The sequence below is a fragment of the Hymenobacter taeanensis genome (genome assembly GCF_013137895.1).
GTDB classification, from domain to species: domain Bacteria; phylum Bacteroidota; class Bacteroidia; order Cytophagales; family Hymenobacteraceae; genus Hymenobacter; species Hymenobacter taeanensis.
In genome coordinates this window covers 4110306-4135531 of record NZ_CP053538.1, presented here as the reverse complement: position 1 = coordinate 4135531, position 25226 = coordinate 4110306, and the positions used below count along the sequence as shown (strand labels likewise).

At 54.6% G+C, this 25226-nt stretch carries 25 protein-coding genes; 14 read left to right on the top strand and 11 right to left on the bottom strand.

Translation table 11 applies throughout. From position 1 onward, the window contains the following. Positions 1-184 precede the first annotated feature (184 nt). From HMJ29_RS17300 to HMJ29_RS17290, 3 genes are all read left to right on the top strand, one after another. A complete protein-coding gene (locus tag HMJ29_RS17300) occupies positions 185-1369 on the top strand; it encodes an AI-2E family transporter (protein WP_171592670.1) in 1185 nt (394 codons plus the stop codon). Positions 1370-1576: 207 nt separating this feature from the next. Continuing rightward, a complete protein-coding gene (locus HMJ29_RS17295; RefSeq protein ID WP_171592669.1) occupies positions 1577-2047 on the top strand; it encodes a ferritin-like domain-containing protein in 471 nt (156 codons plus the stop codon). Between the two features lie 173 nt (positions 2048-2220). Then, the gene (locus tag HMJ29_RS17290; RefSeq protein WP_171592668.1) at positions 2221-3708 is read left to right on the top strand and encodes an exonuclease domain-containing protein; all 1488 of its coding nucleotides are present in this window, start codon (positions 2221-2223) and stop codon (positions 3706-3708) included. A gap of 39 nt (positions 3709-3747) precedes the next feature. Here the strand turns inward: HMJ29_RS17290 and HMJ29_RS17285 are convergent, their stop codons facing one another. Further along, a complete protein-coding gene (locus HMJ29_RS17285; protein WP_171592667.1) occupies positions 3748-4179 on the bottom strand; it encodes a hypothetical protein in 432 nt (143 codons plus the stop codon). A 137-nt stretch (positions 4180-4316) separates the two neighbouring features. Beyond that, a complete protein-coding gene (locus HMJ29_RS17280; RefSeq protein ID WP_171592666.1) occupies positions 4317-5807 on the bottom strand; it encodes a hypothetical protein in 1491 nt (496 codons plus the stop codon). A 253-nt stretch (positions 5808-6060) separates the two neighbouring features. Between HMJ29_RS17280 and HMJ29_RS17275 the strand changes: the two genes are divergently transcribed. Beyond that, on the top strand, positions 6061-7659 hold the full coding sequence (locus HMJ29_RS17275; protein WP_171592665.1) for a hypothetical protein: 1599 nt from the start codon (positions 6061-6063) through the stop codon (positions 7657-7659). An 88-nt stretch (positions 7660-7747) separates the two neighbouring features. Here HMJ29_RS17275 and HMJ29_RS17270 read toward each other — a convergent pair whose 3' ends face one another. Further along, complete coding sequence (locus HMJ29_RS17270; protein WP_171592664.1) at positions 7748-8887, bottom strand: DNA topoisomerase IB; 1140 nt, start codon at positions 8885-8887, stop codon at positions 7748-7750. A gap of 385 nt (positions 8888-9272) precedes the next feature. Here HMJ29_RS17270 and HMJ29_RS17265 point away from each other — a divergent pair, with 385 nt between their 5' ends. Next, on the top strand, positions 9273-10082 hold the full coding sequence (locus HMJ29_RS17265; RefSeq protein WP_171592663.1) for a M48 family metalloprotease: 810 nt from the start codon (positions 9273-9275) through the stop codon (positions 10080-10082). 133 nt (positions 10083-10215) lie between these two features. Further along, positions 10216-11394 (top strand): App1 family protein phosphatidate phosphatase, encoded by a 1179-nt coding sequence (locus HMJ29_RS17260; RefSeq protein ID WP_171592662.1) that lies wholly within the window; start codon positions 10216-10218, stop codon positions 11392-11394. Positions 11395-11557: 163 nt separating this feature from the next. On the opposite strand, the gene HMJ29_RS17255 is transcribed toward HMJ29_RS17260, so the two are convergent. Together HMJ29_RS17255 and mtgA are read right to left on the bottom strand one after the other, a co-directional pair. Continuing rightward, on the bottom strand, positions 11558-11992 hold the full coding sequence (locus tag HMJ29_RS17255) for a YybH family protein (protein ID WP_244679102.1): 435 nt from the start codon (positions 11990-11992) through the stop codon (positions 11558-11560). A gap of 203 nt (positions 11993-12195) precedes the next feature. Then, positions 12196-12888, bottom strand: coding sequence for a monofunctional biosynthetic peptidoglycan transglycosylase (gene mtgA / locus HMJ29_RS17250; protein WP_244679103.1), 693 nt, complete (start codon positions 12886-12888; stop codon positions 12196-12198). A 342-nt stretch (positions 12889-13230) separates the two neighbouring features. Between mtgA and HMJ29_RS17245 the strand changes: the two genes are divergently transcribed. Both HMJ29_RS17245 and HMJ29_RS17240 read left to right on the top strand, forming a co-directional pair. Further along, the gene (locus tag HMJ29_RS17245) at positions 13231-13872 is read left to right on the top strand and encodes an LON peptidase substrate-binding domain-containing protein (RefSeq protein ID WP_171592660.1); all 642 of its coding nucleotides are present in this window, start codon (positions 13231-13233) and stop codon (positions 13870-13872) included. A 101-nt stretch (positions 13873-13973) separates the two neighbouring features. Beyond that, the gene (locus HMJ29_RS17240) at positions 13974-15200 is read left to right on the top strand and encodes a metallophosphoesterase (RefSeq protein WP_171592659.1); all 1227 of its coding nucleotides are present in this window, start codon (positions 13974-13976) and stop codon (positions 15198-15200) included. Positions 15201-15225: 25 nt separating this feature from the next. Here the strand turns inward: HMJ29_RS17240 and HMJ29_RS17235 are convergent, their stop codons facing one another. Both HMJ29_RS17235 and HMJ29_RS17230 read right to left on the bottom strand, forming a co-directional pair. After that, the gene (locus HMJ29_RS17235; protein ID WP_171592658.1) at positions 15226-16146 is read right to left on the bottom strand and encodes a diacylglycerol/lipid kinase family protein; all 921 of its coding nucleotides are present in this window, start codon (positions 16144-16146) and stop codon (positions 15226-15228) included. A gap of 141 nt (positions 16147-16287) precedes the next feature. Then, complete coding sequence (locus HMJ29_RS17230; protein ID WP_244679104.1) at positions 16288-17019, bottom strand: M48 family metallopeptidase; 732 nt, start codon at positions 17017-17019, stop codon at positions 16288-16290. A gap of 259 nt (positions 17020-17278) precedes the next feature. Here HMJ29_RS17230 and HMJ29_RS17225 point away from each other — a divergent pair, with 259 nt between their 5' ends. Next, a complete protein-coding gene (locus tag HMJ29_RS17225; protein WP_171592656.1) occupies positions 17279-17473 on the top strand; it encodes a hypothetical protein in 195 nt (64 codons plus the stop codon). Between the two features lie 95 nt (positions 17474-17568). On the opposite strand, the gene HMJ29_RS17220 is transcribed toward HMJ29_RS17225, so the two are convergent. Next, positions 17569-18366 carry a murein L,D-transpeptidase catalytic domain family protein gene (locus tag HMJ29_RS17220; RefSeq protein WP_171592655.1) on the bottom strand — a complete coding sequence of 266 codons (798 nt, stop codon included), beginning with the start codon at positions 18364-18366 and terminating at the stop codon, positions 17569-17571. Between the two features lie 145 nt (positions 18367-18511). Between HMJ29_RS17220 and HMJ29_RS17215 the strand changes: the two genes are divergently transcribed. After that, a complete protein-coding gene (locus HMJ29_RS17215; RefSeq protein WP_171592654.1) occupies positions 18512-18904 on the top strand; it encodes a hypothetical protein in 393 nt (130 codons plus the stop codon). 88 nt (positions 18905-18992) lie between these two features. Here the strand turns inward: HMJ29_RS17215 and HMJ29_RS17210 are convergent, their stop codons facing one another. Next, on the bottom strand, positions 18993-19397 hold the full coding sequence (locus HMJ29_RS17210; RefSeq protein WP_171592653.1) for a hypothetical protein: 405 nt from the start codon (positions 19395-19397) through the stop codon (positions 18993-18995). Positions 19398-19645: 248 nt separating this feature from the next. Continuing rightward, positions 19646-20119 (bottom strand): DUF4199 domain-containing protein, encoded by a 474-nt coding sequence (locus HMJ29_RS17205; RefSeq protein ID WP_171592652.1) that lies wholly within the window; start codon positions 20117-20119, stop codon positions 19646-19648. A gap of 309 nt (positions 20120-20428) precedes the next feature. Here HMJ29_RS17205 and HMJ29_RS17200 point away from each other — a divergent pair, with 309 nt between their 5' ends. Together HMJ29_RS17200 and HMJ29_RS17195 are read left to right on the top strand one after the other, a co-directional pair. Further along, complete coding sequence (locus tag HMJ29_RS17200; protein ID WP_171592651.1) at positions 20429-22051, top strand: ABC-F family ATP-binding cassette domain-containing protein; 1623 nt, start codon at positions 20429-20431, stop codon at positions 22049-22051. Between the two features lie 18 nt (positions 22052-22069). After that, a complete protein-coding gene (locus HMJ29_RS17195; protein WP_171592650.1) occupies positions 22070-22882 on the top strand; it encodes a hypothetical protein in 813 nt (270 codons plus the stop codon). A gap of 98 nt (positions 22883-22980) precedes the next feature. Here the strand turns inward: HMJ29_RS17195 and HMJ29_RS17190 are convergent, their stop codons facing one another. Further along, positions 22981-23151 (bottom strand): lmo0937 family membrane protein, encoded by a 171-nt coding sequence (locus HMJ29_RS17190; protein WP_171592649.1) that lies wholly within the window; start codon positions 23149-23151, stop codon positions 22981-22983. A 341-nt stretch (positions 23152-23492) separates the two neighbouring features. Here HMJ29_RS17190 and HMJ29_RS17185 point away from each other — a divergent pair, with 341 nt between their 5' ends. Both HMJ29_RS17185 and msrA read left to right on the top strand, forming a co-directional pair. Continuing rightward, the gene (locus HMJ29_RS17185; protein WP_171592648.1) at positions 23493-24383 is read left to right on the top strand and encodes a 3-hydroxyacyl-CoA dehydrogenase family protein; all 891 of its coding nucleotides are present in this window, start codon (positions 23493-23495) and stop codon (positions 24381-24383) included. A gap of 213 nt (positions 24384-24596) precedes the next feature. Further along, the gene (gene msrA / locus HMJ29_RS17180; RefSeq protein ID WP_171592647.1) at positions 24597-25139 is read left to right on the top strand and encodes a peptide-methionine (S)-S-oxide reductase MsrA; all 543 of its coding nucleotides are present in this window, start codon (positions 24597-24599) and stop codon (positions 25137-25139) included. Positions 25140-25226: the final 87 nt, after the last annotated feature.

Sequence of the window (25226 nt, the reverse complement as noted above, 5' to 3'; positions counted from 1 at the left end):
GAATTCGAATTTGGGGTAAAATAACACAGAAAATTGACCTTTTCCGCGCCTTACTTTCGCTAGCCAAGTTAGCAATTTATAGGGTTTCAACCTAGATAAACGGCAGATTGTTCCCCTAGCAACGCTCTAAAAAGCGTAGTTTCTTCTTTTTCAACTCCCTTTCATTCCCAATAATATTAGCAAAATGTTTCCTCCCGCTAGTCAACATCACTTGCCCCCTGCCGGACATAAGCCCAACACTTCAGTCAAGCAGAGCCCGTTTATTCAGTTTGCCTTCTTCATGGTGGGCGCAGTGCTGCTGATCTACACCCTCAACAAATTAGATGAGATTCTGCTGCCTCTGCTGTTTTCGGCGCTATTTACCTTGCTGCTGCTCCCCATTTGCCGCTGGCTTGAGCTGCGAGGCATCCCAAGAGTGCTGAGCATTATCCTGTGCCTGCTGATGCTGCTCTTATTTCTGGTAGGGATAATTCTGGGATTTGGGTCTCAGCTCACCCAGTTTCAGTCGGAGATTCCGAAGCTGCAAGACAAGCTGATGCAGTTTTTCACGGAGGCCCAGGCGTGGGCGCACAACAAATTTGGGTATGAGCCCATGAGTGTAGAGGAAATCAAGGAGTCCACGGTAAAAGCGCTTAAAAAATCAGGGGGCACCTATATCGGTACCACGCTCAACACCACCACTGCGGTGCTAAGCAACCTAGCCCAGGTACTCATTTATATTTTCTGCTTGCTCCTGTACCGTGACCACCTTCGGCAGTTTATGTTTCGGTTCGTGTCGCCTGACAAGCGCACGTTTGTGCTGCACACTGTTGATAATATTCAAACGGTAGTGCAGGCCTACATTTCGGGGCTGTTTAAGGTGATTGTGATTGTGGCCGTATTGAATGGCATAGGCCTAGTAGCTCTGGGAGTTAAATTTGCCATCTTCTTCGCCATTTTCGCCTCGGTATTGGCCGTTATTCCCTATATCGGCATTATGATTGGCGCCACCATTCCGGCGGTTATAACGCTGGTTGAGACCGGCTCTATCTTGCAGGCCGGGCTGGTGGTAGGCGTATTTGTGTTTGTGCAGTTTCTGGAGGGCAATTTTATCACTCCTATGATTACGGGCTCACAGGTGAGCATTAATCCGCTGGCAGCCATTCTGGCCCTGATACTCGGAAATGCTCTGTGGGGCACTCCCGGCATGATCTTGAGCATCCCTATGATTGCGGTAATAAAAGTGGTGCTGGATGCTAACAAGACCACCGAGCCGTGGGGCTTCCTACTGGGCGACACGGCCGAAGGGGATGACTCTACCAAACCAGAAAGTAAACAACCTGGGGGCATCAAGAGGCTCTGGGACCGGGCCTTTGGTAAAGCAGCATAGGCCATTCCCACACCAACAAACTGCATCCGCGCTGCCACTACTGCAGCACGGGGGCAGTTTGCATTTAGCCTAGCTGCAATGAGAATATCCCAAATTTTGTACCACCATGCAGGTAACCTACCACTGGGCAAGCGGGTATAATGCTCAGGTGGCCGCTACTAGCGGCAGCACCATATCATACTATCAACATCAGAAACTCTCTTCATCATGGCAACTATCACTGGCGAAGCCGCACGCGCTTACAACGACCTCGTAGAAATCAATAAAACAGCTGCTAAAGGCTACCAGGAAGCCGCAGAAGGCGTATCCAGCCCAGACCTGAAGTCGCAGCTAAGCCAATTCAGCCAGCAGCGTGCCCAGTTTGCCTCGGAGCTCTCGCAACATGCGCAGCAATTTGGTATTTCAGTAGAAGGCGACAATACGATTGAAGGCGTAGTAGCTGATGCTGCCGCTGCCGTACACCGCGGCTGGATCAATATCAAGTCGGCCATTACGGGCCAAGACGACTCGGCCATTCTGGGCGAGTGCGAAACCGGCGATGCTACAGCCCTGTCGTCGTACGAAACGGCTTTGAAGTCGAACGAGCTGCCCGCAGAAGCCCGCACCGTAATTCAGAAACAGCACGGCGAAATTCTGTCGGCCAAGAACTGGGTTACTCAGCACAAAGGCAACCGCTAGGCCACTTTGGCTAAAATAATTGAAAAAGGCTCGCCACATGGCGAGCCTTTTTTGTTGTACATGCGGAGGCACTAAACGCTTGCCGCTAGGCCAGTGCTGAGATGCAACCTTTGGAAAGCGTATCTTTGTTACCAATTTAATTAGCACGTTTTTTACCTGATTTCGAGCCGCTTTTGTACGCCATCATTGACTTAGAAACTACCGGCGGTCAGCCCACGCAAGACCGCATCACGGAAATTGCCATCTATATTCACGACGGTGAGAAGGTGGTGGATGAGTACAGCACGCTGCTCAACCCAGGTAGGCCTATCCCCTTCTTTATCACGCAGCTCACGGGCATCTCCGACGACATGGTGCGCGACGCGCCTAAGTTTCATGAGGTAGCCCGCAAAGTGGTGGAAATGACGGAGGGCTGCGTGTTTGTGGCCCACAACGTGCGCTTTGACTATAGCTTTCTGAAGAAGGAGTTTGCCGACTTAGGCTATAACTACTCGCGAAAAACGCTGTGCACAGTGCGATTGAGCCGTTCTCTGATGCCAGGCCAACCCAGCTACAGCCTGGGTAAGCTCTGCCAGAATATTGGTATTCCGCTCCACGACCGGCACCGGGCCTCCGGGGATGCCGCCGCAACGGCCATACTGTTCGGGCGGCTGCTTAAGATCTCGCAACAGGAAGAAGCCTTGGTGGCCCCTGGCCTCAGCCCGGCCGAAACACTGGCGGCCGTAGATGCTACGGCACCGTCGGGCCGCCAACCTAAAACTGCGACCAAGCAACCCGCGACCCGCAAAATCAAAGCCGTACAGGAAGCCATTCGAACGGCCCTGCTCCCGCCCAATATTACCCCCGAGAAGGTAGCTTCATTGCCTCAGGAGGCCGGGGTATACTACTTCTATAACCAGCAGGGCGAAGTTATTTACGTAGGTAAGAGCATTAATATTTACAAGCGGATTCAGCAGCACTTTGCCGTTGATTATAAGTCGCGCAAGAGTCTGGAGTTTAAGAATTCCATTTCCGATATCACGTGGGAGCTCACGGGCTCTGAATTGGTAGCCCTGCTGTTTGAGTCGCATGAGATAAAGCGCATGAAGCCGCTGTATAACCGGGCGCAGCGCCGCTCCGTGTTTCCGGCGGGCATTTTCTTGCGCACAGATGAGAATGGGTACAAGCGACTCTACTACGGCCGCGCCGACGACCACGCCGAGTCGCACCCGCTAATTGCGTTGGGCAACCAGTTTAAGGCTAAGGGCTTCCTCTTCCATAAAGTATCAAAATTCAACCTGTGCCAGAAGCTCTGCGACCTGTATAAAACCACTGGTTCCTGCTTCGATTATCAGGTGCACCGGTGCAAAGGTGCCTGCATAGGCCTAGAGCCACCCGAAGAATATAATCAGCGGGTAGAAGAGGCCATTGAATCATTCACCTATGAGCACGGCACCTTTGTGATTATTGGCGCGGGCCGGCATGCCACGGAGAAAAGCCTGGTGGTGGTAGAAAACGGCAGGTACTTGGGCTTTGGTTATGTTGATGAAACGTTCTCGGCCCGCCGCTTCGTGGATTTTAAAGACGCCATTACCCGCTACAACGACAACAAAGATGTGCAGCAGATCATTAGGCAGTACCTGCGCACCAAGCACAAGGATAAAGTAAAGGTCTTCGGCTAAGCTCCGAGGCAGATAAATACGGGTAGGCGTAGCGCGCAGCTAGGCCTGGGAGGCTTCGCGCTGAGCCTGCTGCAGCCATTCTACGGCGTGGGTCTCGTCGTTGAAGCGGCGCATTTTATACGTTTGGTGGGGGAAGCCTTCAGCTTGCTGAAATTCTTGGCTGGCGGAGGTGAGCTGCTGATACAAAGGTGACAGCAACTGGCTCATGTACACTTTGCTGCCCAAATGCTGGCTCAAAGTCGGGAAGAACTCGTGGAGACCCCAAGCAGTAGTTTCAGGGTCGGCAGGTAACCGGCGGCGGCCGTCCAGCAGCCAGTACGGGCACTTACACGCTTGGGCGGCACTCAAAATCAGCCGATACCCTTCTTGGGTTTCAGCCCCCGTTACCGGGCGCTGCCAGCGTGCTACCAGAAAATGAAGATCCGACCGATACATGAGGGTCAGATAGTCTGGGGCAGTAAACGTTTGCATTATTGGTGTAGCAAAAGGCAAACATACAACAAGCTAACGTAAGGGGTTAGCTGCCGCGTGCGCGTGCGTGTATTCTTAACTGTAGAGATAGATAGGGTCCGGGGTCATTGTAAACGCTAGAAAGACGCATGAGTTGCCTAATACAACCGATGCCGCAGCAGCCAACCAGCCGCGTCAAACTCTTCGGCCCGTGGTTGGTACTTTTCTACTTTCACAGCTTTGTTTGCCGGCAGTGTATTTCCGTCTCCGCTGTCATATACGGTTATGCTAGATTTAGCTTCGGCTGGCATATTGGTTGTACCGATTAAGTCCTGCCCGGCGCCATCATATATACCAATAGTAATTTTTGGGTCGGGCGTGCCTCTTATCTCAAAGGCATCGTTGCCGCCCAGGCCAAAAAGCCGAATGGTCTTAGTTAGCCGGGCATCAAAGGTGCGCTGAGACAACAGGTTTTCGCCGGTAGGCAGCAACCTGAATACCTGCACCCGCACCTGCCCGGGCCCGACAGCTTCCACTACAAACCGTTCGGCTTCATCAGTACCGGGTAGCTCCACCTCTTCGGCTAGCAGCTCATAAAACTTGTTGGCTACTGCGGGCAGTTGGTCACGGCGGGCCTGAAGCTTGCGGGTAAACTCGCTTGCCGAGAGGGCCTGCACTTCCCGGGGCCATACGTTAAGGGCTTCGGCAATAACGGGGTCGGGCAGAGAATTGCGCAATGAATCAGCAATCTGCCGGAAGTCTTCACGGGTCAGGTAGGCAAGCAGGGACTTATCCATCGGCCGAGCCGCCCGGTTCAGGCCCTCTACGTCCTGCAGGCGAATTTTCTCATGAAAGCTTTGATAGTTTGATTTCACCCAGGCAATGATGTGGGTAAGAAATCCGTCATCAAACTTAAAAAAAGCATGGTCACGGTCGCGCGGAATGGCACGGTACACGGTGGCCCCCTGCTGCCCGGCAAAGCTGGCCCAGCGCCACTGGTCTTCGCGGCGGCTCCAGTCGCCGAGCCACATATCAAACAACCGGTTGCGCAGATACTGGCGGGCGTCTACCTGGTATTGGGCGCTAGCAAGCAGGTTAGTAAAAACCTTGCGGGAACTCTCCACATTAGTTGAGCGCCCAAAGCTACTAACGGCACTTTGGTCACCTTCGGGGCGCTCCTCAAACAGGTATAGCTGGTTGGCAAACACTTTCTGAAACTCTCCAAGAGCCGGATCATCGGGCACAAATACCAGCCGGGGGTTTGTATGATAAAGTCCGGCGGCCTCAGCTAGCACGGGCACTATATACGCCCCATAAGGATGAATGACACTGGTTTGGTCTTTCATCAGGCTCCCAATGGGTCCGTTTTGCAGGCCTTCAGGTAAGGCTTTCGTGGGGTCCTTATCCACGGAGCGCAGCACATACTGCACGCCATTGCGGTCAACTAAGCGCAGGTTGCGGGTTTGGAAGCTGCCACCCTCGCGCACCGGAGTGAGGCCCCCTGGCACCGCCGTACGGATATTGAATACCGGTGCCGTAACAGGCTCAGCCCACACGTTGCGGTAGTGCCTGCCCCAGAAAAACCGGTGCACTGCCCCTCGCTTATACTGGGGCCCAGCTGCTACTTTCACCGTGGAGTCAGGCCGCATAGGTACCGCCGGGTGAGTTACGACCGGGGCTGCTGACGAAGTGCAGGAGTGCAGCAGAAACGTGCCAAATAAACACGCAGATGCAGAGGCGGAAATAGCAGACACAGAAGCTTCAGGGGCAAGAGGTAAACGGCAGCGGCATGCCAGCCGCCGACCTTATAGCGCAAACCCTGCCCATACGGTTGTTGAGCTCTAGCCCTACTTTTAAGGATAAGTTGCGTTGAAGGATACAAACGCGCTTTATATCTCCTGAATGGTCAAACGTTTTCCCGTCTTATTAGCTTTGCTGCTCGGGGGTACCGGATGTGCCCGCGACGCGTATTTTCAGCCGGATGCCCGCGTGGCCTATCCTGCCCCGCTTGCCCCCAACGCCGATAGTGCGGTGGTGACAGCAGGCCGGCACTACCGCCGCGGCCCACTAGGCCGGCTCCTGCTCGGGGCGCATTACCGCCGCGCCTGGGCTACGCCGGTTGAACTGCCTGTATTTTACCCTAAAAACGTAGTGCCGGGTGGCCTAAAGTTTAGTAAACTGGGGGGCGGGTTCCAAACCACGAGCGCAACTCTTACGGCAGATGATGGGCGCGCCTTCGCCATCCGCACCATTGATAAGGACCCGTACAAAACCCTCCCTAAAGTATTACGCCAGGGGTTTGTGCTTACGGCCGTGCGCGATGCCACTTCCGCCGGCATGCCCTACGGGGCCATGGTGGTACCACGGCTGGCTCAGGCGGCCCAGGTACCGCACGCCACTCCCCGGCCCTATTACATCCGTACCGATGAAGATGGCCTGGATATAGCCTCTGAGCGGTTCAGGGGGAAGGTGGTGATTTTGGAGCAGAAGCTGGAAGGCAAAGCTAACCTTACGCCCCTGCTGCGCGGCGCCACAGCCCTGGAGGAGAGCGAAGACATGCTGGAAGAACGCTACCACAGCCAGGAGCACACCCTCGATGAAGCCGCTTTCCTGCGAGCCCGCCTGCTTGATTTATGGCTTGGCGACTGGGACCGGCACGAGGGCCAGTGGAGCTGGGCCTCGTTTCCGCAGGAGAATGGCCGCACCCTGTGGCGCCCCGTACCGCAGGACCGCGACCAGGTGTTCTTTCGGTTCAACGACGGCGTACTCACGTGGTTGGTCAGCAAGATTGTTCCGAAGTTCCGCACGTTTGGGCCCACCTACGAAAGCGTGGAGGGCTACACCCGAAACGCCCGCTTTATTGATAGCCGTGCTTTAAGTGAGCTGCCCCGGGAGCAATACCTGCGCATTGCGCAAGACTTGCAGCAGAAGCTCACTAACGAGGTAATTCACCAGGCCGTACGGGGGGGGCTCCCCCGCGAGATTTATGCTCTGGAAGGCCCCCAGATGGAAGCTGCTCTGCGCGCCCGCCGTGAGAAGCTCCAACGAGTAGCCAAGAGGTACTACGCCCACATGGCTGAAAACGTGCTGGTGGCTGGCACCGACCAGGCCGAGCACTTCGTGGTTGAGCGCCTATCCGATACCAGCACGGTGGTATCAGTGTATCGCCTCGGCGGCAACAGCAAAGCCGCTCCCGACTCCTTACTCTACCGCCGGCAGTTTCACCCCGCCGAAACAGAGCGAGTGATCCTGCACGGCCTGCAGGGCAAAGACCTGTTTACCATTTCTGGTGCCGTGACCCACTCACCCTTCATTGATATCTATGGTGGCCCCGATGAGGACACGGTGCGGGATACCTCCCGTGTGAGTGGCCTACGGAAGAAAACCCGCTACTTTGATACCAAGCGCAACAACGAGTACGAGGGTGGCCCGGAAACCAAAGACCAGCGCACCCACGGCGTAGAGTCGCACGCCTTCGACCGAGACGGATCGGGCAGATAGAACTTGCCGAAACTGTAGTGGCCTGGCCCGCGCCCCGGAGAATAATTCGGGACGCGAGCCAGGCCACTACATGGTTGAAAGCCGGGCGTTACTTGCTCGCTTGTAAAGCGGCTTTGTCGCCATCCAGCTCCTGCAGCATTTCCAGCACCATGTGTTCAGTGGGGGTCAGCAGGTCATTCTCGGAGGGGTCGGCGTCGTGGCGGCGCAGGTAGTCGATGAGCTTGTCGGAGTTAAAGAGCTCCACTACCTGCGGATGGATATAGTATTTTGAGCACACGGTGGGGGTGTTACCCAGGTTTTGAGCTACATCCTTAATGGCTCGCTTTAAGGTTTTGGGCTTCGGAAACTCCGGCTCTTCATCAATGATTGCCTCCAGGCACTCTACCATTTTTACGGTGCCGCCCCAGGTCCGGAAGTCCTTAGCCGAAAGCTTAAGCCCAGTTACCTGCTGCAGATACTCATTTACATCACCAGACTCCAGCTCGGCGCGGTGGCCATCGGGCAGGTAGTACTGAAAGAGGTGCTGGCCCGGAATCTCCTTGCACTTCTGCACCATCCGCGCCAGCTTCCGGTCATGAATGGTTAGGTCGTGAGCTACGCCTTTTTTCCCCACAAAGGCAAAGCGCACATCGGCGCCACTTACCTGCACGTGCTTATCGCGCAGCGTGGTAAGGCCGTAGGTTTTGTTTTTCTTGGCGTACTCCTTGTTGCCAACCCGTATAAAAGACTGGTCCATGAGGGTAAGCACCAGGGCAATTACCTTGGGCTTATCCAGCTGGGGTCGGCTTAGGTCTTTGTGAATATGCTGGCGCAGCTCGGCTAGCTTCTCTCCAAATGCCCGCAGGCGACTGAACTTGGTAAGACTCCGTGCCTGGTCCCAGGCCGGATGGTACAGGTACTGCTTACGGCCCTTTGCATCGCGGCCGGTTACCTGCAAGTGAGTGTTGGCGGAGGGCGAAATCCATACGTCCGTCCAGGCGGGCGGTATCACAAACCCCTGAATTCTATTCAGGACCTTTTCATCAGTAACTGGCTCCCCTTTCGGGGTGAGGTACTGGAACGTTCCGTCGGGGGCGGCTTGGCGGGTCAGGCCAGGCTTGCTATCAGTGAGGTAGCGTAAGCCAGCCAGCTCAGCCTGGCGGGCTGGGTCTTTGTACAGTAAGTGGGCCTCCTCTAATGGGTCGAGGCGCTTTTTGCGGGTTTTTGGGCGGGCGGCAGAAACGGTCATACAGGTAATAAATGAGCCGATTGGCCGGCAGTGGCCTACGGGCTATTGCTGTACGCAGAAACTAAGGAAGTGATGGTTGCTGAACCATTGCTGCCAGCAGTAGCCTACTCTGCCATACTGCGGGCGGACGGCGACCGGCTCCCCTTGTTGCCTGGCAACATATACACTAAACCAGAGTGCCGGCGTTTACGAAAGGACTACCAGGTGGCTTTAAAGGAAAGACGCACAAAATCTTGTCACTGATTTTCCGTCAGATACACCACAAAATTGAAAAAAGACAACTTCTAAACACTCCCAACGTAGGAAAGCGCCGGTATTTTGGCCCCTCATTTCCGGTTTACCTTAGTACCGCTCCGCACTGTTTCCACTTACTCTTTTCCTGTTCATGCGACGCTATTTGCTTAAATCCGGGCTGTTTTTAGGCCTTGCCCTCTCTCTTGGTTCACTGGCTTCGTGCTCGAAAGACGGCGACGGCGTGGTACTGTTTTCAGTGGAAGATGATAAGGCTTTGGGCCAGAAAGTGGCTCAACAAACTGACTCTACTTACCGGGCTAAAGGCCAGCTGCTGGAAAAAAGCAGCAATGCCCGCGCTTATACCCTCCTGAACCAAATTGTTACGCGGGTACTCAACTCAGGCCAGCTGCAGTACCGCAATGAGTTTCCGTGGGATGTGCAGATCATCAAGGACGATGAGACTCAGAACGCCTTTGCTACCCCTGGGGGGCACATTTATGTTTTCTCGGGGCTGATTAAGTTTCTTGACAATGAGGATCAGCTCGCGGGCGTATTGGGCCACGAAATTGCCCACGCCGACCGTCGGCATACCTCCCGCCAGCTCCAGCAGCAGTATGGTATTAGCCTGCTGCTAAGCGTGCTGCTGGGGGAAAACCCCGGCCAACTGGCCCAGATTGCTACTGGCCTGGGCCAACTCAAGTTCAGCCGCGACTTTGAGCGCGAGGCCGATGAGTACTCTGTAGTGTATCTCAATGGCACCAACTACTACGCCTGCGACGGCGCTGCCGGCTTCTTTATTAAGGCAGAGGCCCAGGGCCAAAGCGGTACCCCAGAATTCCTGAGTACTCACCCCAACCCCGGCTCGCGCATCCAGGATATTCAAACCAAGGCCGACCAGCTGGGTTGCCGCAACCGCAATACCAGCAACTCCACCCTCACAGAGTTAAAGAGCTTGCTCTAGGCCACTTGCCATTCTCAGAAACGGCTTTCTGCCCTAGCAGGAAGCCGTTTTTTTGTGGCTTAACGTATGCTTGCGTAACGCAGAGTCTCCTGCCTCACGTAGGCAGTTGCGGTTGAACTGCTTTCTTTGCCCTATGCCTCCATTCATGAATACTCTCGGCGACTGGGCCGAACGTGCTGACGATACCCTTACCCGCATGCGGGCCCGGCTGGGGCTGTTGCACCCCCTGCAGTTAGTGCCCTACCGTAGCTATGGCACTGCTACACGCCTGTACGTGAAGGGCCGCCTGCTCACTGACAAAGGAATCAAGGAGCCTGACCCTAGTGACTCCCGCTGGCATAACCTACTGAACATGTACCGCCGCTTCGATAGTGACGAAATCAGCGGGGCAATGCTCTCGGTGCAGCCTGCTGATGGTAGCCACCATCCGGTAGTAACTGATGAGGAAGGGTACTTTACACTCAACCTGGAGCCTGCAGTACTTCCGGAGCCCATTGACTACCTGTGGTACCCTGTGGATGTGCTGCTGCAAAAGTCGCCGCCCCCGTTTCCCACTCCGGCTAGCCTCCGTACGCAGGCCATGGTGCTTATTCCGCCCACCGATGCGGAATACGGTATTATCTCTGACCTGGATGATACCGTCATTCAGACCTCAGCTACCGACCTCATCAGAATGGCGCGCACGGTGCTGCTGCGCAATGCCCGCTCGCGGCTGCCGTTTAAGGGCGTAGCCGAGTTCTATCGGGCCCTGCAGCTGGGCCGCAATGGCAAGCGCAACAACCCGTTTTTCTACGTGAGCAGCTCCCCCTGGAACCTCTACGACCTGCTGGAGGACTTCCTGACGCTGAACAATATTCCGCCCGGCCCCTTGCTGCTGCGAGATATGGCCGTAAAGCGCAAGAGTGCCGCCGATGCCTCGGCCCACCATGGGCACAAACTCAAGGAAATCGATAACCTGCTCCTTACCTATCCGCAGCTGCCGTTTGTGCTGATTGGCGACTCAGGACAGGAGGATGCCAACATATACCGGGAAGTGGTGCGCCGCTACCCCGGCCGCATTCTGGCCGTGTACATCCGCGACGTGAACCTGCCGGAGCGGGCGGCCATGGTAGAGCGTGTCTCGGAGGAGCTTCGCCAGGATAAGGTGGAAATGCTTTTGGTGAAAGACACCGTGCAGGCAGCCGAGCACGCCGCCCAGCGCGGCTTAATCTTCCAGGAAGCTATACCAGCAGTTGTAGCAGAAAAGCGTAAAGACGAAACCGCCCCCGATGGCCCCGAAGAGCCTACCTCAGGTGAGCCCGTAATGAAGTAAAACCAGCTACAACATACCCATAAACGAAGTGGCCTAGCGAGCAGTTAAGCTTAGCTAGGTCACTTCGTTTATGGGTATGTTGTAGCTGGTAAAAACGCCCAAGCGAGTGGTTCAACCAGCCGGTACTACCCGCTTGGGCATTTACCTTTTCAGTGGTCTACTATCAGCTGGAATGGTCAGCTACTACTACCCACTGCCCATTAAGGCGGCGGAAGACAAGCAGGAAATGGCCTTGCAAGTCACCAGCAGAGGGCCGGGCCAAGTGCCAGCGCCCAATTACGTGGGCGGCGTCGGGGCTGAGCGGCTGAATTTTAAGGTTACTGAAATCGAGCTGGCCCATGGCAGCGGCATCGGGGTAGCTGCAGCGGTAATTGTCGAGGGTCTGCTGCCAGCCGTAGGTTAGGCCACTCTTTCCAATGAATACAAGGGAGTCGTTTTTCCAGTACCCCTGCATGAAGCCCGCTACGTCGCCGCGGTTCCAGGCGGCTGTTTGGGTGGCCAGCACCTGCGTTATGGCTTTGCGGGCAGCGGCAGGGTCACTGCTGAGGGGCTTCGAGGTAGTGCAGGCCACAGAGAGCAACGGAAGAGCAAAGAGCATACGGTATTTCATGCGGTAATATACAGGCCTAGTTCAGTACTAAGCATTTTTCAGTGGGTGATTGTGTCATCGGTACAAGTGTTACCGACATCCCTCTGACGCAGGCTTATAAAGCTGGGCTTCAGCACGTCAAACATTCTGCTGCTTGAAAACGGCGGTATTTACGCTGAACCTAACCTGCGGGGCGATGGTGCAGGTGGTGCTTAATCATTCAGCAATTCCTGCACGTAGGCCTGTCCGCCAAGGCGGCGCATGTTGCGCAGCACGCGCTGCTGCTTGGCCCGCGCCTGGGGGCCGGGGTTGCTGGCCCTAAAACGGAGCGGGTTGGGCAGCACTCCGGCCAGCAGTGCTGCCTCCTGCGAATTGAGCTTTGCCGCCGACTTGTGAAAATACTGCTGAGAGGCCGCTTCTACCCCAAAAATGCAGTCGCCCATTTCGGCTACGTTGAGGTACATTTCCATAATGCGGCGCTTGTTCCAGAGCAGCTCAATGAGCACGGTGAAGTACGCCTCGGCAGCTTTGCGCACGTAGCTGCGCCCCTGCCACAGAAACACATTTTTGGCTACCTGCTGCGAGATAGTACTACCACCACGCAGCTGCTTACCACCATTCAGGTTAGACTTGGCGGCTTTTAGCAGAGCGTCGGCGTCGAACCCATGATGAATGAGAAAGCGCTGATCTTCGGCAGCCACCAAGGCCAGGGGCACGTTACCCGAAACCTCCTCCATTGTCAGGAAACGGTAGTTTATCCGCCGGTTTTCCTCCTTAATTCCGTAGTACCCCTTCCCTACCGGCGCATGTGCGCGCCGGTCAAGCATTAGCCAGGTAGCCGGCGGCGACACCCAGCGGTATACCAGCACCCACGCCACCGAGGTCAGGAAAAGTACGGCTGCCACTTGAAGGCTTATCCGGCCAATTCGCTGCAGATAGTGTTTATAGTTAGTTTTCAAAGCAGAAACTCAGATCAATCAGGATAACAAACAGGGCAGCAATGCCTGTGCGCTTAGGGGATGGCGGCAAAAGTAAGAGATTTAAGCAGCGCCTGACTGCTAGTTTATGACGTAGTCACCATGCCGAGTATCGTGGGCCTGTTCCTGGCAGCTATCCAGCCAAGTTAAGGCGAGCGTTTTGAGCAACAACCCACTGGCTTTACAGTATAGCTTTATACAGACTGTTCAGTATGCGGGAAGCCGCCACCTTAAGGAGTCTTTATTTCGTCACTTTTTATTTCCTACCTCATGTCTGAGACCAGGCTACTAGCCTTATTCCCCCTGAACCTGGTAGTGTTTCCCGGCGAAAAGCTTAACCTGCACATTTTTGAGCCGCGCTACCGCCAGCTCGTGCATGACTGTTTGGAACAGAATATCACGTTTGGCATTCCGCCCTACCTCAAGGAGGGCATCAGCACCCTGGGCACAGAGATGCAATTAGTAGGAGTAGAAAAGACGTATGAGTCGGGAGAAATGGACATCAAGACGCGGGCGCTAGGCCTGTTTCGGGTGCAGGAGTTTTACCGCCAAGCGCCGGGTAAGCTCTATGCCGGCGCTGATGTAGAGGACGTAACTGATGACCCTACCGGCGACATAGCGCTGCAGTCCCGCATTAAAGACCAGATTCGGCAGCTCTACGCCATTTTGGGCTTGCGGCACTTGTTTCTCGAGCTACCAACCAATTTTCGGGTGTATGATATTGCGCATCACCTGGGCATGAACACTGAGCAGGAGTTTGAACTGCTCACAGCCGATACGGAAGTTGACCGCCAAACCATGGTGCTGGAACACTTGGAGCAGGTACTTCCTATTCTGCTGGAGACCGAGCGCCTGAAAGAACGGTCTCGCCTGAATGGGCACTTCAAGAACCTTACGCCGCCCAACTTTTAAGTGGCCTTCCCAGGCAGGCTGCGGGTTGCGTGGGAGATACCTGAGCCTGGGCGGAACGGCCGGGGCTGGTTCCCACGTATAGGTAAGTAAACCTAGTTGCCGTGTCGTACTCTACTCTGTTTTCTGTTCTGTTGCTGTGCCTGGTTATTGGCTCCTGTGCCTGGCTGTGCTGGCGCTACTGGCAGGAGCGGCAATATCGGCGGCGGCCGTATGTGGCCCCGGCAGTGCTTGACTGGCTCCTGCACACTCCTGACCCCGATACGCCTCCCCTGCACCGGGTAGCGGTTCTCGGGGACCCAGGCGCCGTGGCTACCGATGGCACCGACCCTATCTTGCAGCTCCTCAGCCACTGGCAGCACGAAACCGGCCCCGATGGCACTATCATTATTCTCGGCGACAATATCTATCCTACTGGCCTACCGGCTCCGGAGCACCCGGCCCGCGCAGCCGCAGAACAGCGGTTTAATGCGTTGCTGGCGGCGCTAGGCCAGTACCCCGGCACTATTGTGCTGCTCAGCGGCAACCACGACTGGAACAAAGGCCGGCCCGACGGCTGGGAGTACCTGCAGCGCCAAGAGGCGTACGTGCGGGAGCACCTGCCCAGGGCGCACTACCTGCCAATGGGTGGCCAACCGGGCCCGGTGAGCTTGCAGCTGGCAGAAGGCGTGTTACTGATTGTGCTGAACACGCAGTGGTGGGTGCAGACTGGAGCCCGCCCGCCTGCCGATGCCAAAGAGCCTTTCCGACAACTACAGCAACTGCTGGAGCAAAACCGGCATCAGCGCATAGTAGTAGCGGGGCACCACCCGGTGTATTCCAACGCCCTGCACGGCGGCAAGTTTACTGCCAAGCAACATGTGTTTCCGCTTACCACCGTGAATAAGCGGGCATACGTTCCGTTACCCCTAATTGGCTCCTTATTGCCGCTGTATCGCAAGCTGGTAGGCGCCGCCGAAGATATGGCCCACCCCCGCTACCGGAAAATGCGCCGCCGCCTGCTGCGGGTGTTACATCAATATCCTGGTATTATCTACGCCTCGGGCCACGACCATAACCTGCAGTATTTCCAGAAACACGGCGGCCACTATTTGGTAAGCGGCTCGGGTAGTAAAACGGCTTTTGTACAAAAAGGCGGATCGGCTACATTCGTGCACGAACACCAAGGTTTTTTTAGCCTCGATTTTTACGCCCACGGCGAAACCTGGCTGCGCACCCTTGAGCCCGCAGCTAACTCCAGCTTACAGCCCGCACCGGAAGTTTTCCGCTTGCGCCTACAGCCCATACATGAAGTCGCCCCGGCCTTGGTACCTGTGTCGGCTTTTAAGTAGATGGGTGGCCTAGCACTAGTATACATCAGGCAGTAGTCGGCTGTTGTATTGGAGGCACCAGCACATGCAGACTTCGGGGCATTATTTCCACTTCAATGGGTGTAGGTAAGTGCATAGGCTCACCATCAATCTGCACCAGCACCTGTTTTTGGCTGGGTATAGTAATGGTGGCCCGGCTGCAACACAAACGGCGCGTGTAGCTAGACTGGTTGAACCCGCTGGTGTAGAGGTTGTACAGGATGCCGGGCGCGGCTGCGTTCGGGAAGGGATCAATCAGGCATATCTCAAACTGCCCATCATTCAGCTTACCCTCCGGGTTGATGACTACGTTGCTTCCGAACGTATTGGCATTGGCAATAGTGAGCATAAAGGCCGGGCCTTCCCACTCCTCACTATCGGTTTTGATGTGGTAGTGCTCGGGCTCATAGCTGATGTACTCCTGTGTGGCAATGCGCACATAAGCCCCCGGCCCACGCGCCTCTCCCTTATCAAAGCGCTCCACAATGAGGGCATTGAAGCCTAAATCAGCTAAATGCGCCGAGAAATTTCCGCCTACCTGAATGGTATCCATGGTTAAGACCTGATAGTCCCAGGTGAGCCGCAAGGCCTGTTCAACGTCTTGCGGAATGTTGAGGTCCTTAGACAGCCCATTACCCGAGCCTAGCGGAATTATCCCGAGCGGCACCTGCCCTCCTGCTAATGCTTCGGCCACCAAACTTACGGTACCGTCGCCGCCGGCGGCAAATACGGCGTGGTAGGCCTCTTGCGCTAGCTTGCGGCGGAGTATCTCTAAGTCCTGCTCTCCGGTGGTATGGAAAAACGCTACGTGGCGGCCCCGCTCGCGGCAATACCTGCCAATGGTGCTTTCCAGCTCTGACTTATCAATATCGCCCGAGATGGGGTTGAGCACAAACATGAGATTACATAGCTGCTGCGGAGAAACCATAAGTCGCAAGAAAATTCGTGTCGGAAACCGACGATTAAACGATAAAAATGCTTCGCTGTTCAGCTTCGGTGTATACTACCGAAAACAATGTGGCCGGCCGTAGGGCCGGCCACGTGCTAAGCAGCTGCTAAGGGGCTAGAATCAGGGTTTTAGGTTGGCGGGCAGGCCCTGCGGATAGTCCGCGGCAATATCGCGCTGCAGTTCCTCAATCCGGTTGCCGGGGTTTGGGTGAGTGCTCAGAAACTCGGGGGGACTGCTGCCTTTGTTTTCACGCTCCAGAATCTCCATCACCTGAATCATGGCGCGCGGGTCGAAGCCAGCGGCCGGGGTGAAGTCTACGGCCAGCTTATCTGCCTCCAGCTCATCCTGGCGGCCATAGCGTAGCGTAAGCAACTTGCCAACCATAGCAGCCGCGGCGGCACTCATTGCGGTTCCGGGCCGGTCAGGGTCGTACATACCAATGGCGGCAGCGCCCGTCAGGCCTTGCGTAAGCTTCGACTTAGCAATTTGCTCTGCCGAGTGACGAGCTACTACGTGGCCAATCTCGTGGGCCAGTACGCCTGCTACCTGTCCTTCAGTCTTCAGGTTTTTGAGCAGGCCAGCCGTAATGAATACTTGCCCTCCTGGCAACGCGAAGGCATTAATGGTATTTTCATCGGCCAGCAAATGAAATTGAAACTTATAAGGCGTTTGGCCGGCTTTGGTGCTGCGCACTATTTGCTGGCCAATGCGCTCTACCGCGGCCCCAGCCTGGCGGTCGGGGTGAATACCGCCATACTGCTGAGCCATTTCGGGGGCCGCCTGTAGGCCCAAGGCAATTTCCTGATCGGCGGTCATATCCACGTGCTGCACTTCGCCAGTAACTTCATTCACTGAGCGTTTACAGTAGTATGATATCAGGGTGATGCCCCCCAATAAGAGGGCAATGATGTAACGGAGGCTTCCTCGCATGATTGGTAAGGAATAGGGAGTGAAAAGAGCGGAAACGGAGAGAGACAGTTCCTGTAGGGCTTTGTAACGCGAAGCCAGCAGCAGGGTTGTGCAGGCCACCACACCCAAATTATCCTGATTCCCGTATCAGGCTTACTCTCACTATTTCAATACATCTCTCTTCTCCCTTTCCTCTTCAATCATGAATCAGAAACGCACTTTCGGCAGCATCCTGACTATTCTCGGCATCATTGGCATCATCGTTGGGGCCCTGGGTTACTTGCAAATCGGAGGCCTGGGCCTGAGCAAAATGAACTCCATTGTGCCATTTATTGTCGGGCTGATTTTCTTTTTCGCCGGCATCAATTTGGTTAAAACCACCGGCGACCGAGCTTAACTATTTATCTAGCTTCATAACGCACTCGCATTACACCGCAACACCCGACCATTTCCTGATCGGGTGTTGCGGTGTAATGCGAGTGCGTTATGAAGCTAGCCGGGCAAACCCGGAAGACTTTTGCTCCGCGCAAAAGCCAGCAATGCGGGGTCCAGCTGCAGTAAGTCAGACTGGTACGATACGGCCGTAGGACCGTTGGCAAATACCACCGAGCCTGATTTAATAACCTGTATGATGGCACTGCTCTGCGCCATGGGCAGCGCCGGGCACCCTTGGCTACGGCCCAGCCGGCCATGCTGGCGCACAAATGCCTCACTTACATAGTCGGCGCCGTGTACTACCACCGCGCGGCTGGCTGCGTTGGTATTGTAGCCGGGGTCAATGCCGTTTAGCTTCAAAGAAAGGCCATGCTTGCCTTGGTAAGTGTTGCCGGTGAGGTAAAATCCGAGGCTACTTTTCTCGGAGCCCTCAGTATTAGAAAAACTCTTGGCCCACTCTTCGCCCGTGTTCTTGCCGTGCGCTACCAGGGTATGAAATACCACCTGTGGCTCAGCCACGTTAATCACCCACAGCCGTTTCTGGCTGCTGGCCCGGCTGAAATCAATTATGGTAAGCAACGGCTTGGCAGTTTTGAGGGCGCCACGCTGCTGCAGGTTGTAGTACCCAATCAGGGCTTTCCGGTACACGGGTAACGACAACCCCGTTCTGATTAAGCCCGCCTGCACGTAAGACCGGGCAACGTGCTGCTCAAAAGCGGCCATATAGGTGGTGCGGAGTTCCTCGTTTAGAACTGGCCTAGCACCCGGCCGGGCGGGCGGCGTTGCGCCAGCTGAGGTAAATAGCGTGAATAAGGTAAGCAGAAGTCCGGCGGTGGCGGTCGGCGCGTAGGTCATCGTGTAAAACTTGTCGTAACAGGCAAAAAACAGTACCCGAGAGCTTTTGTCATAACGGCACGTTCTCAAAAATAGTACTTTCGCTCCAACCAATCATGCCCGGCTCAGCTAGATGCCTTGCACATGAGGGGGTAAACTCCAGCTTATGGCTTCCCGTTTTACGTTTCTTGCGCTACTCACCAGCCTTGCTCTGACTGGTTGTGGGCATGCCCTCCCCGACTATCCCGACTTCAATGCCGCCGCCTGGCGCAAAGACCCCTACGGCTGCGCTAACAAGCGCCAGACTCTTCTTCCGGCACTAGAAAAGCACCGCGACGAGCTGTTTGGGGCGCGTATCGGGGAGATTGATGCCCTGCTAGGCCACCCCGATGAAGAAGAGCTCAGTGAACAAAGCGAGAAGGTTTACATCTACTACATTACGCAGGGCCCTCAATGCGTAGCCACCCACCCCCGCGCTAATGGCCCACGCCTTATTCTGCGTTTTGGTGCTACTGGCGCATTAACTGAATCCCTGTTTCCGGTTAGCTCCACACGCTAAAACTGGCATTTTGCTGTAGTGTATAAAGCCAAAAAAGCCGCTCCGTATATCGGAGCGGCTTTTTTGAGTTATAGATCGGTCGGCAGGCCTAGCCAATGCCTCCTTCATTGTTGGCAGGCGTGCTGGGCGTCTCTTCGCGCTTAAACTCCTCATGGTAAAGGCTAAGCTGCGTTGGGGTCAGGATACGGCTGCATTCCGTTTCAAACTGCGACTCCAGCTCCGAGAGCTTGGCAGTGCGCATGGCTGCGTCGTCCTGGTACTGCCACTGGATTTCATCGAGGCGGGCCAATTTGATCTTATTGATAGCCCGCAGGCGAATGTATTGCGCCTCGTTCAGTTGCAACTGGTTGCATATCTGGCGAGTAACATCATCAATGCGGGCGGCTGAAGGAGCATCATTGCCGGGCACCTCAGCGTGGCGCTCCTTCATTTGTGCCGAGGCAGATGTAACCAGAGTAACAACAAGAATAATGGTAGATAGTAAAGCTTTCATATCAAGGGCAAATGCAGGTCAGAGGAAGTAAAACTTTTAGGTTGCAGCGCAAACAAGTAGAACCATCAGAAGATTCCCTTGTGGATCTACATTATTTTATACAAACTTATATGCAATAAAGCATATAAACAAGGCTGTTCAACAAAAATTTTTATCTTTTTATTAGAATATTTATCTTTTACAGAATAGCCCAAAACAAAAGCCACACCTCAGATGAAGTGTGGCTTTTCAACGAATAGAGTCAAAAGTTATTCGATGCCGGTAATTGGCTTATGATCAGGGCTCTTATAGTATTGCATTGCTACGAGTGAGATAATCACCCCAGCCATAGCCCCCTGCAGTAGAATGGCCAAGAAGGCAATGGTTACTGAAAGATCAAAGCCGAATAAGTCCTTGGCCCGAATGCCATCCATGATATGCTTGTTGAGCACTCCGGCATATATAATAAAGAAGAAGCCAAAAGCCACTGAGGCTATCATGGCCGTGATAATACCGGTACCAAAGCCCTGCAGATACGGCATACGGTCTTGGCGGTAACGCTTGAAATTAGCAACAGCCATGCACACGCCCACCGTAAGAATCACGGCGTTGAAAAAGCTGAATTCTATGCGGGCAGTTAAGTTAAAGAGAGAGGCCACTATAAAATAGATGACCATACCAACGGCGGTAAACAGGCCATAACGGATGCCATTGGTTTCGGGCGTAAGACGAGCGTCAGCCATACAATCAGGACGAGTATGAGGGTGGTTAATTGGGAAGAAGAACGTAGCCTAGCGGAACTACCACCCCATGGGTAACTGTTGCTTTCCCATGCGTGCTAGTGGCCTGGCCAGCTCTCTTTATCTATACCGTATTGGTGAGCAAGGGGTTGTATTCCGTAAGTTTTTTTTCTGGGGTTATGGCCTTGTCTGATGGCATTTATAGGCCTAACACGATATGGCCGTGGCATTTTCCGTACTTTTGCGCGCCGCAATGCCACAGCCTAGCGCGTAGCATTGCCCCACATTTGTGTTTCTCCGCATCTTTTTGATATGATCAGCACCTCCAACGTAAGTCTGCGCTACGGCAAGCGCGTATTGTTTGAAGACGTTACCATTAAATTTATGCCCGGTAACGTGTATGGCCTCATTGGGGCCAACGGCGCCGGCAAGTCAACGTTTCTTAAAATTCTTTCGGGCGAGATTGAGCCGAACACGGGTTCGGTAGACATGCCGAAAGGCGCGCGCCTCTCGGTGCTCAAGCAGGACCAGTTTGCCGCCGATGCCTTTCCGGTACTCCAAACCGTTATCATGGGCCACACCCGCCTGTGGAAGGTTATGGAGGAGAAGGATGCTATTTATGCGAAGGCTGATTTCTCTGACGCCGACGGCGAGCGGGCTGCTGAGCTGGAAGGCGAGTTTGCTGACCTCGAAGGCTGGAACGCCGAGTATGAAGCGGCTGAGCTGCTTTCGGGCCTGGGCATCTCCGAAGATAAGCATCACACCCTGATGGGTGACTTGGGTACATCCGATAAGGTGCGGGTGTTGCTGGCACAGGCCCTGTTTGGTAACCCCGATGTATTGCTCCTCGACGAACCAACCAACGGTCTGGATGCGGAAACGGTCCTGTGGCTGGAGAACTTCCTCGACTCCTTCCAGAACACGGTAATTGTGGTAAGCCACGACCGCCACTTCCTGGATGCCGTGTGTAACTACATGGCCGACCTCGACTTCTCGAAAATCACCATGTACCCGGGCAACTACTCGTTCTGGTATGAGTCGTCGCAGCTGGCGTTGCGGCAGCGCCAGGAGGTGAACAAGAAAACGGAAGATAAGCGCAAGGAACTGGAAGAGTTCGTGCGGCGCTTCTCCGCCAACGCTTCTAAAAGCAAGCAGGCTACTTCGCGCCAGAAGCTGCTGCAGAAGCTTACGTTGGAAGAGATTAAGCCCAGCTCACGGAAGTACCCATACATCGCCTTCAAGCCCGAGCGTGAGGCAGGTAACCAGCTGCTGACGGTAGAAAACCTAAGCAAGTCGGTTGATGGGCAGGTGGTTTTCCGCAACGTGTCTTTCTCGCTCGATAAAAAGGACAAGGTGGCTATCATCGGCCGCGACGACCGGGCTGCCTCTCTCCTCTTCGATATTCTCTTTAACGAGGCCAAAGCGGACTCCGGCGACTTCAAGTGGGGTACCACCATCACGCCCAGCTACTTCCCTAAGGAAAACACCGAGTTCTTCAATACCGACCTGAACTTGGTTGACTGGCTGCGTCAGTACAGCACTGAGAAGGACGAGTCATTTATCCGGGGTTTTCTGGGTCGGATGCTGTTCTCGGGTGAAGAGTCACAGAAGAAGTCTAACGTGCTGAGCGGGGGTGAGAAAGTACGCTGCATGCTCTCCAAGATGATGATGGAAAGCGGCAACGTGCTCGTTCTCGATGACCCAACGAACCACTTAGACCTGGAAAGCATTACGGCACTGGACAACTCCCTGCGCGACTTTAATGGCACCCTGCTGTTTGCTTCGCACGACTTGCAGGTTATCCAGAGTGTAGCTAACCGTATTATTGAGCTGACGCCGGACGGCATCATTGACCGCCGCATGAGTTACGAAGAATACCTGGCCGACGAGAACATTAAGGCGCAGCGGCAGCGCATGTACCAACTTGTGTCTTAGACACGTTTTAGCGGGGATATGAAACGACTTCTGTTACTTCTTAGCTTAGGCGGAGCTGGCTTGCTGCTGGCGCCGGCTGCCCAGGCCCAGCGCACCGATAGCACGGGCGTGAAGCCTCAACTTAATACCGCCCCGCCCGGCTCGGCCCCGCGTCCGGCGCAGCCGGTAAATACGCCTCAGCCCACCATACCGGCCCCGCCACCGGTGGAGGCGCCTCTTCCCTCAAACCAGCAGTATGATCCAAACCGGCCGTCGGGGCTTGACTTCCCGAACCGGCCGGGGGTGGCGGCTCCGCCCCCACCCGTACGCAAGTACTTTATCTACTCAAACTTTGGCTTAGGCTACACCAGCTCCTATGGGTTTGGCGTGTTTAACGCCAGCATTGCGCCAGCGGTAGGTTACCAGGTAAATGATCGGTTTGCCTTTGGGCCGGGGTTTAGCTATATCTATAGCAACTATTCTTTCCCTAACTCCTATCGCCAGTTTGGCTACCCCTCCAGCTTAGGGCTGAATAGCTTCGGACTTAAGGCCTTTGCGCAGTACCGGGTAATTGACCAGTTCTTCATCCACGCGGAGTACGAAGTTACTAACGCACAAGCCCTGGCAGAACGCCAGATTGGGCCGCAGCAGGTAGAGCTGATTAAGGTGAAGCAAACCTATTACACGCCTTTGGCAGGCATAGGCTACCGCCAGCAACTAGGTGAGCGGGTAGCGGCTGATATTTTGCTGCTGTATAACTTCAACAACGGCATTGATAACTACGGTAATCGAACCTCGCCCTACGGGCAGCCCGAAATTCGTTTCAATTTCCTTTACCGGTTCGGTCGCTAGGCCATACTACACACAAAAAAGCCTTCCTCAAGTTGAGGAAGGCTTTTTTGTGTTTTTTCGGAGGTGGTATTTAACCTATTACCAAAGGGCAAGTCTAGTTAGACTACACGCCCGCCACGGATAACACGCAGCAGAATGGCGATGATGGCAATTACCAACAGAATGTGAATCAGACCATTGTTAGCCAAGCCGGCTCCAAGAACGCCGAAGAAGCCAAGCGCCCAGATGATGATCAGGATTACTGCGATGATATACAGGAGATTTCCCATGGTGTTTGTACTGTGAGGTTGGAGAGAGAATTATGGGTATTCAAGTGACCTCACTACTAATCCGAGGATTAATTGGAAAGGAAGGCCATTTGCGGATTTGTACGCGGGTATAGTGAAAAGGATATTATTCAATGAAAAAAATATATGAAAAAGACATCATAAACCGGCTCAATGCTGTAATTAGCCCATTTTTACCTGTTTAGATCAGCTAAAAAATTTCTCAATGCCTGGCCTAGAGGTGGTGCTAGGCCATCTTCTGCTGCGTAGTTTTGCCGTAGCTTTATGCCCCACCTAGTGGCCTAACGCCCAGAAAATCCACCCCACCCAACCTCTTCCTACTGATGATGAATGTAGCCGTAATCGGTTCCGGCACCATGGGCAATGGCATTGCGCACGTCTTTGCTCAGCATGGTTTTCCCGTTTCTCTTATTGATATCAACCAACCGGCGCTAGACAAAGCCCTGGCCACCATTAGCAAAAACCTTGACCGGCAGGTTGCAAAAGGCACCCTTTCTGATACTGCAAAAACGGACACCCTCGGCCGCCTGACTACCTTTACCAGTGTGGCAGAAGGCGTAAAGAATGCTGATTTGGTGGTTGAAGCTGCCACGGAGAACGTAGAGCTGAAGCTGAACATTTTCCGGGAGCTTGACCAACACGCCCCCGCCCAGGCCATCCTGGCGTCCAACACCTCCTCAATCTCCATCACCAAAATTGCGGCCGTTACCCGGCGCCCCGCTCAGGTTATTGGTATGCACTTCATGAACCCGGTGCCGGTCATGAAGCTGGTAGAGGTAATCAGGGGGTATGCTACTTCGGATGAGGTAACGGAGCGCGTGATGGAGCTTTCCCGCCAGTTGGGCAAAACCCCAACCGAGGTGAATGACTACCCCGGTTTTGTGGCCAACCGCATTCTGATGCCAATGATCAACGAGGCTATCTACTCCCTGTATGAGGGTGTGGCCGGCGTTGAAGAAATTGACACTGTGATGAAGCTAGGTATGGCTCACCCCATGGGCCCGCTTCAGCTCGCCGACTTTATTGGCCTGGATGTGTGCCTGGCCATTCTGCGCGTGTTGCATGAAGGCCTGGGTAACCAGAAGTACGCCCCCTGCCCTTTGCTGGTGAATATGGTAATGGCGGGCCGCCTGGGCGTGAAATCGGGCGAGGGATTCTACTCCTGGGGCCACGGCACCAAAGATCTGGTGCTAGCAGAGCGGTTCCAGAAGTAAGCTTGCCTTTCAGTAAAACAGCGGCCTCCCAAGTGCACTTGGGAGGCCGCTGTGGGTTTATGGGTATTACAGATGGCTAAACTTTTTCACCCCGAATTTCCTTATTAGCGTATGACCGTTGAGCTGCTGCCCCTTGCGTTTGCAAGCAGTAGCAGCAGGCTGCCTGGCCCATGGGCTAGGCCTATTCTTATCACTTCAGAACGTTAGAAATACATGGAACAGGCAACGTTTGGTGCTGGCTGCTTTTGGTGCGTAGAAGCAGTATTTCAGAACCTTAATGGCGTAGAAAAAGTAGTGTCTGGCTACACGGGCGGCAAAATTGCCAACCCCACCTATAAGGAAGTTTGCAGTGGCCTTACGGGCCACGCGGAGGTAATCCAGATTACCTATGAGCCCAGCAAAATCACCTTTGAGGAGTTGCTGGAAATTTTTTGGAAAACTCACGACCCCACCACCCTTAACCGCCAGGGCGCTGACACGGGCACCCAGTATCGCTCGGCTATCTTCTACCACAATGAGGAGCAGCGGCAGCTGGCAGAGGCCTACAAGCAGAAGCTCAATGAGGCCCACGCCTTTCCTAATCCCATCGTGACGGAAATTGTGCCGCTGCCTACTTTCTACGTGGCAGAAAACTACCATCAGGATTACTTCAACCAGAATGGCCAGCAGCCTTACTGCCAGTTTGTGGTAAAGCCTAAGGTTGACAAGGTGCGCCAGGTGTTTGGGCACAAGCTCAAGTCGGCGGCAGGCGTTTAACCTGGGTGCCACCAGGCTACTAGTAACACAGCAAAAGGCCGCCCCGACACTGTCGGGGCGGCCTTCTCATTAGCAGCACTACTACTA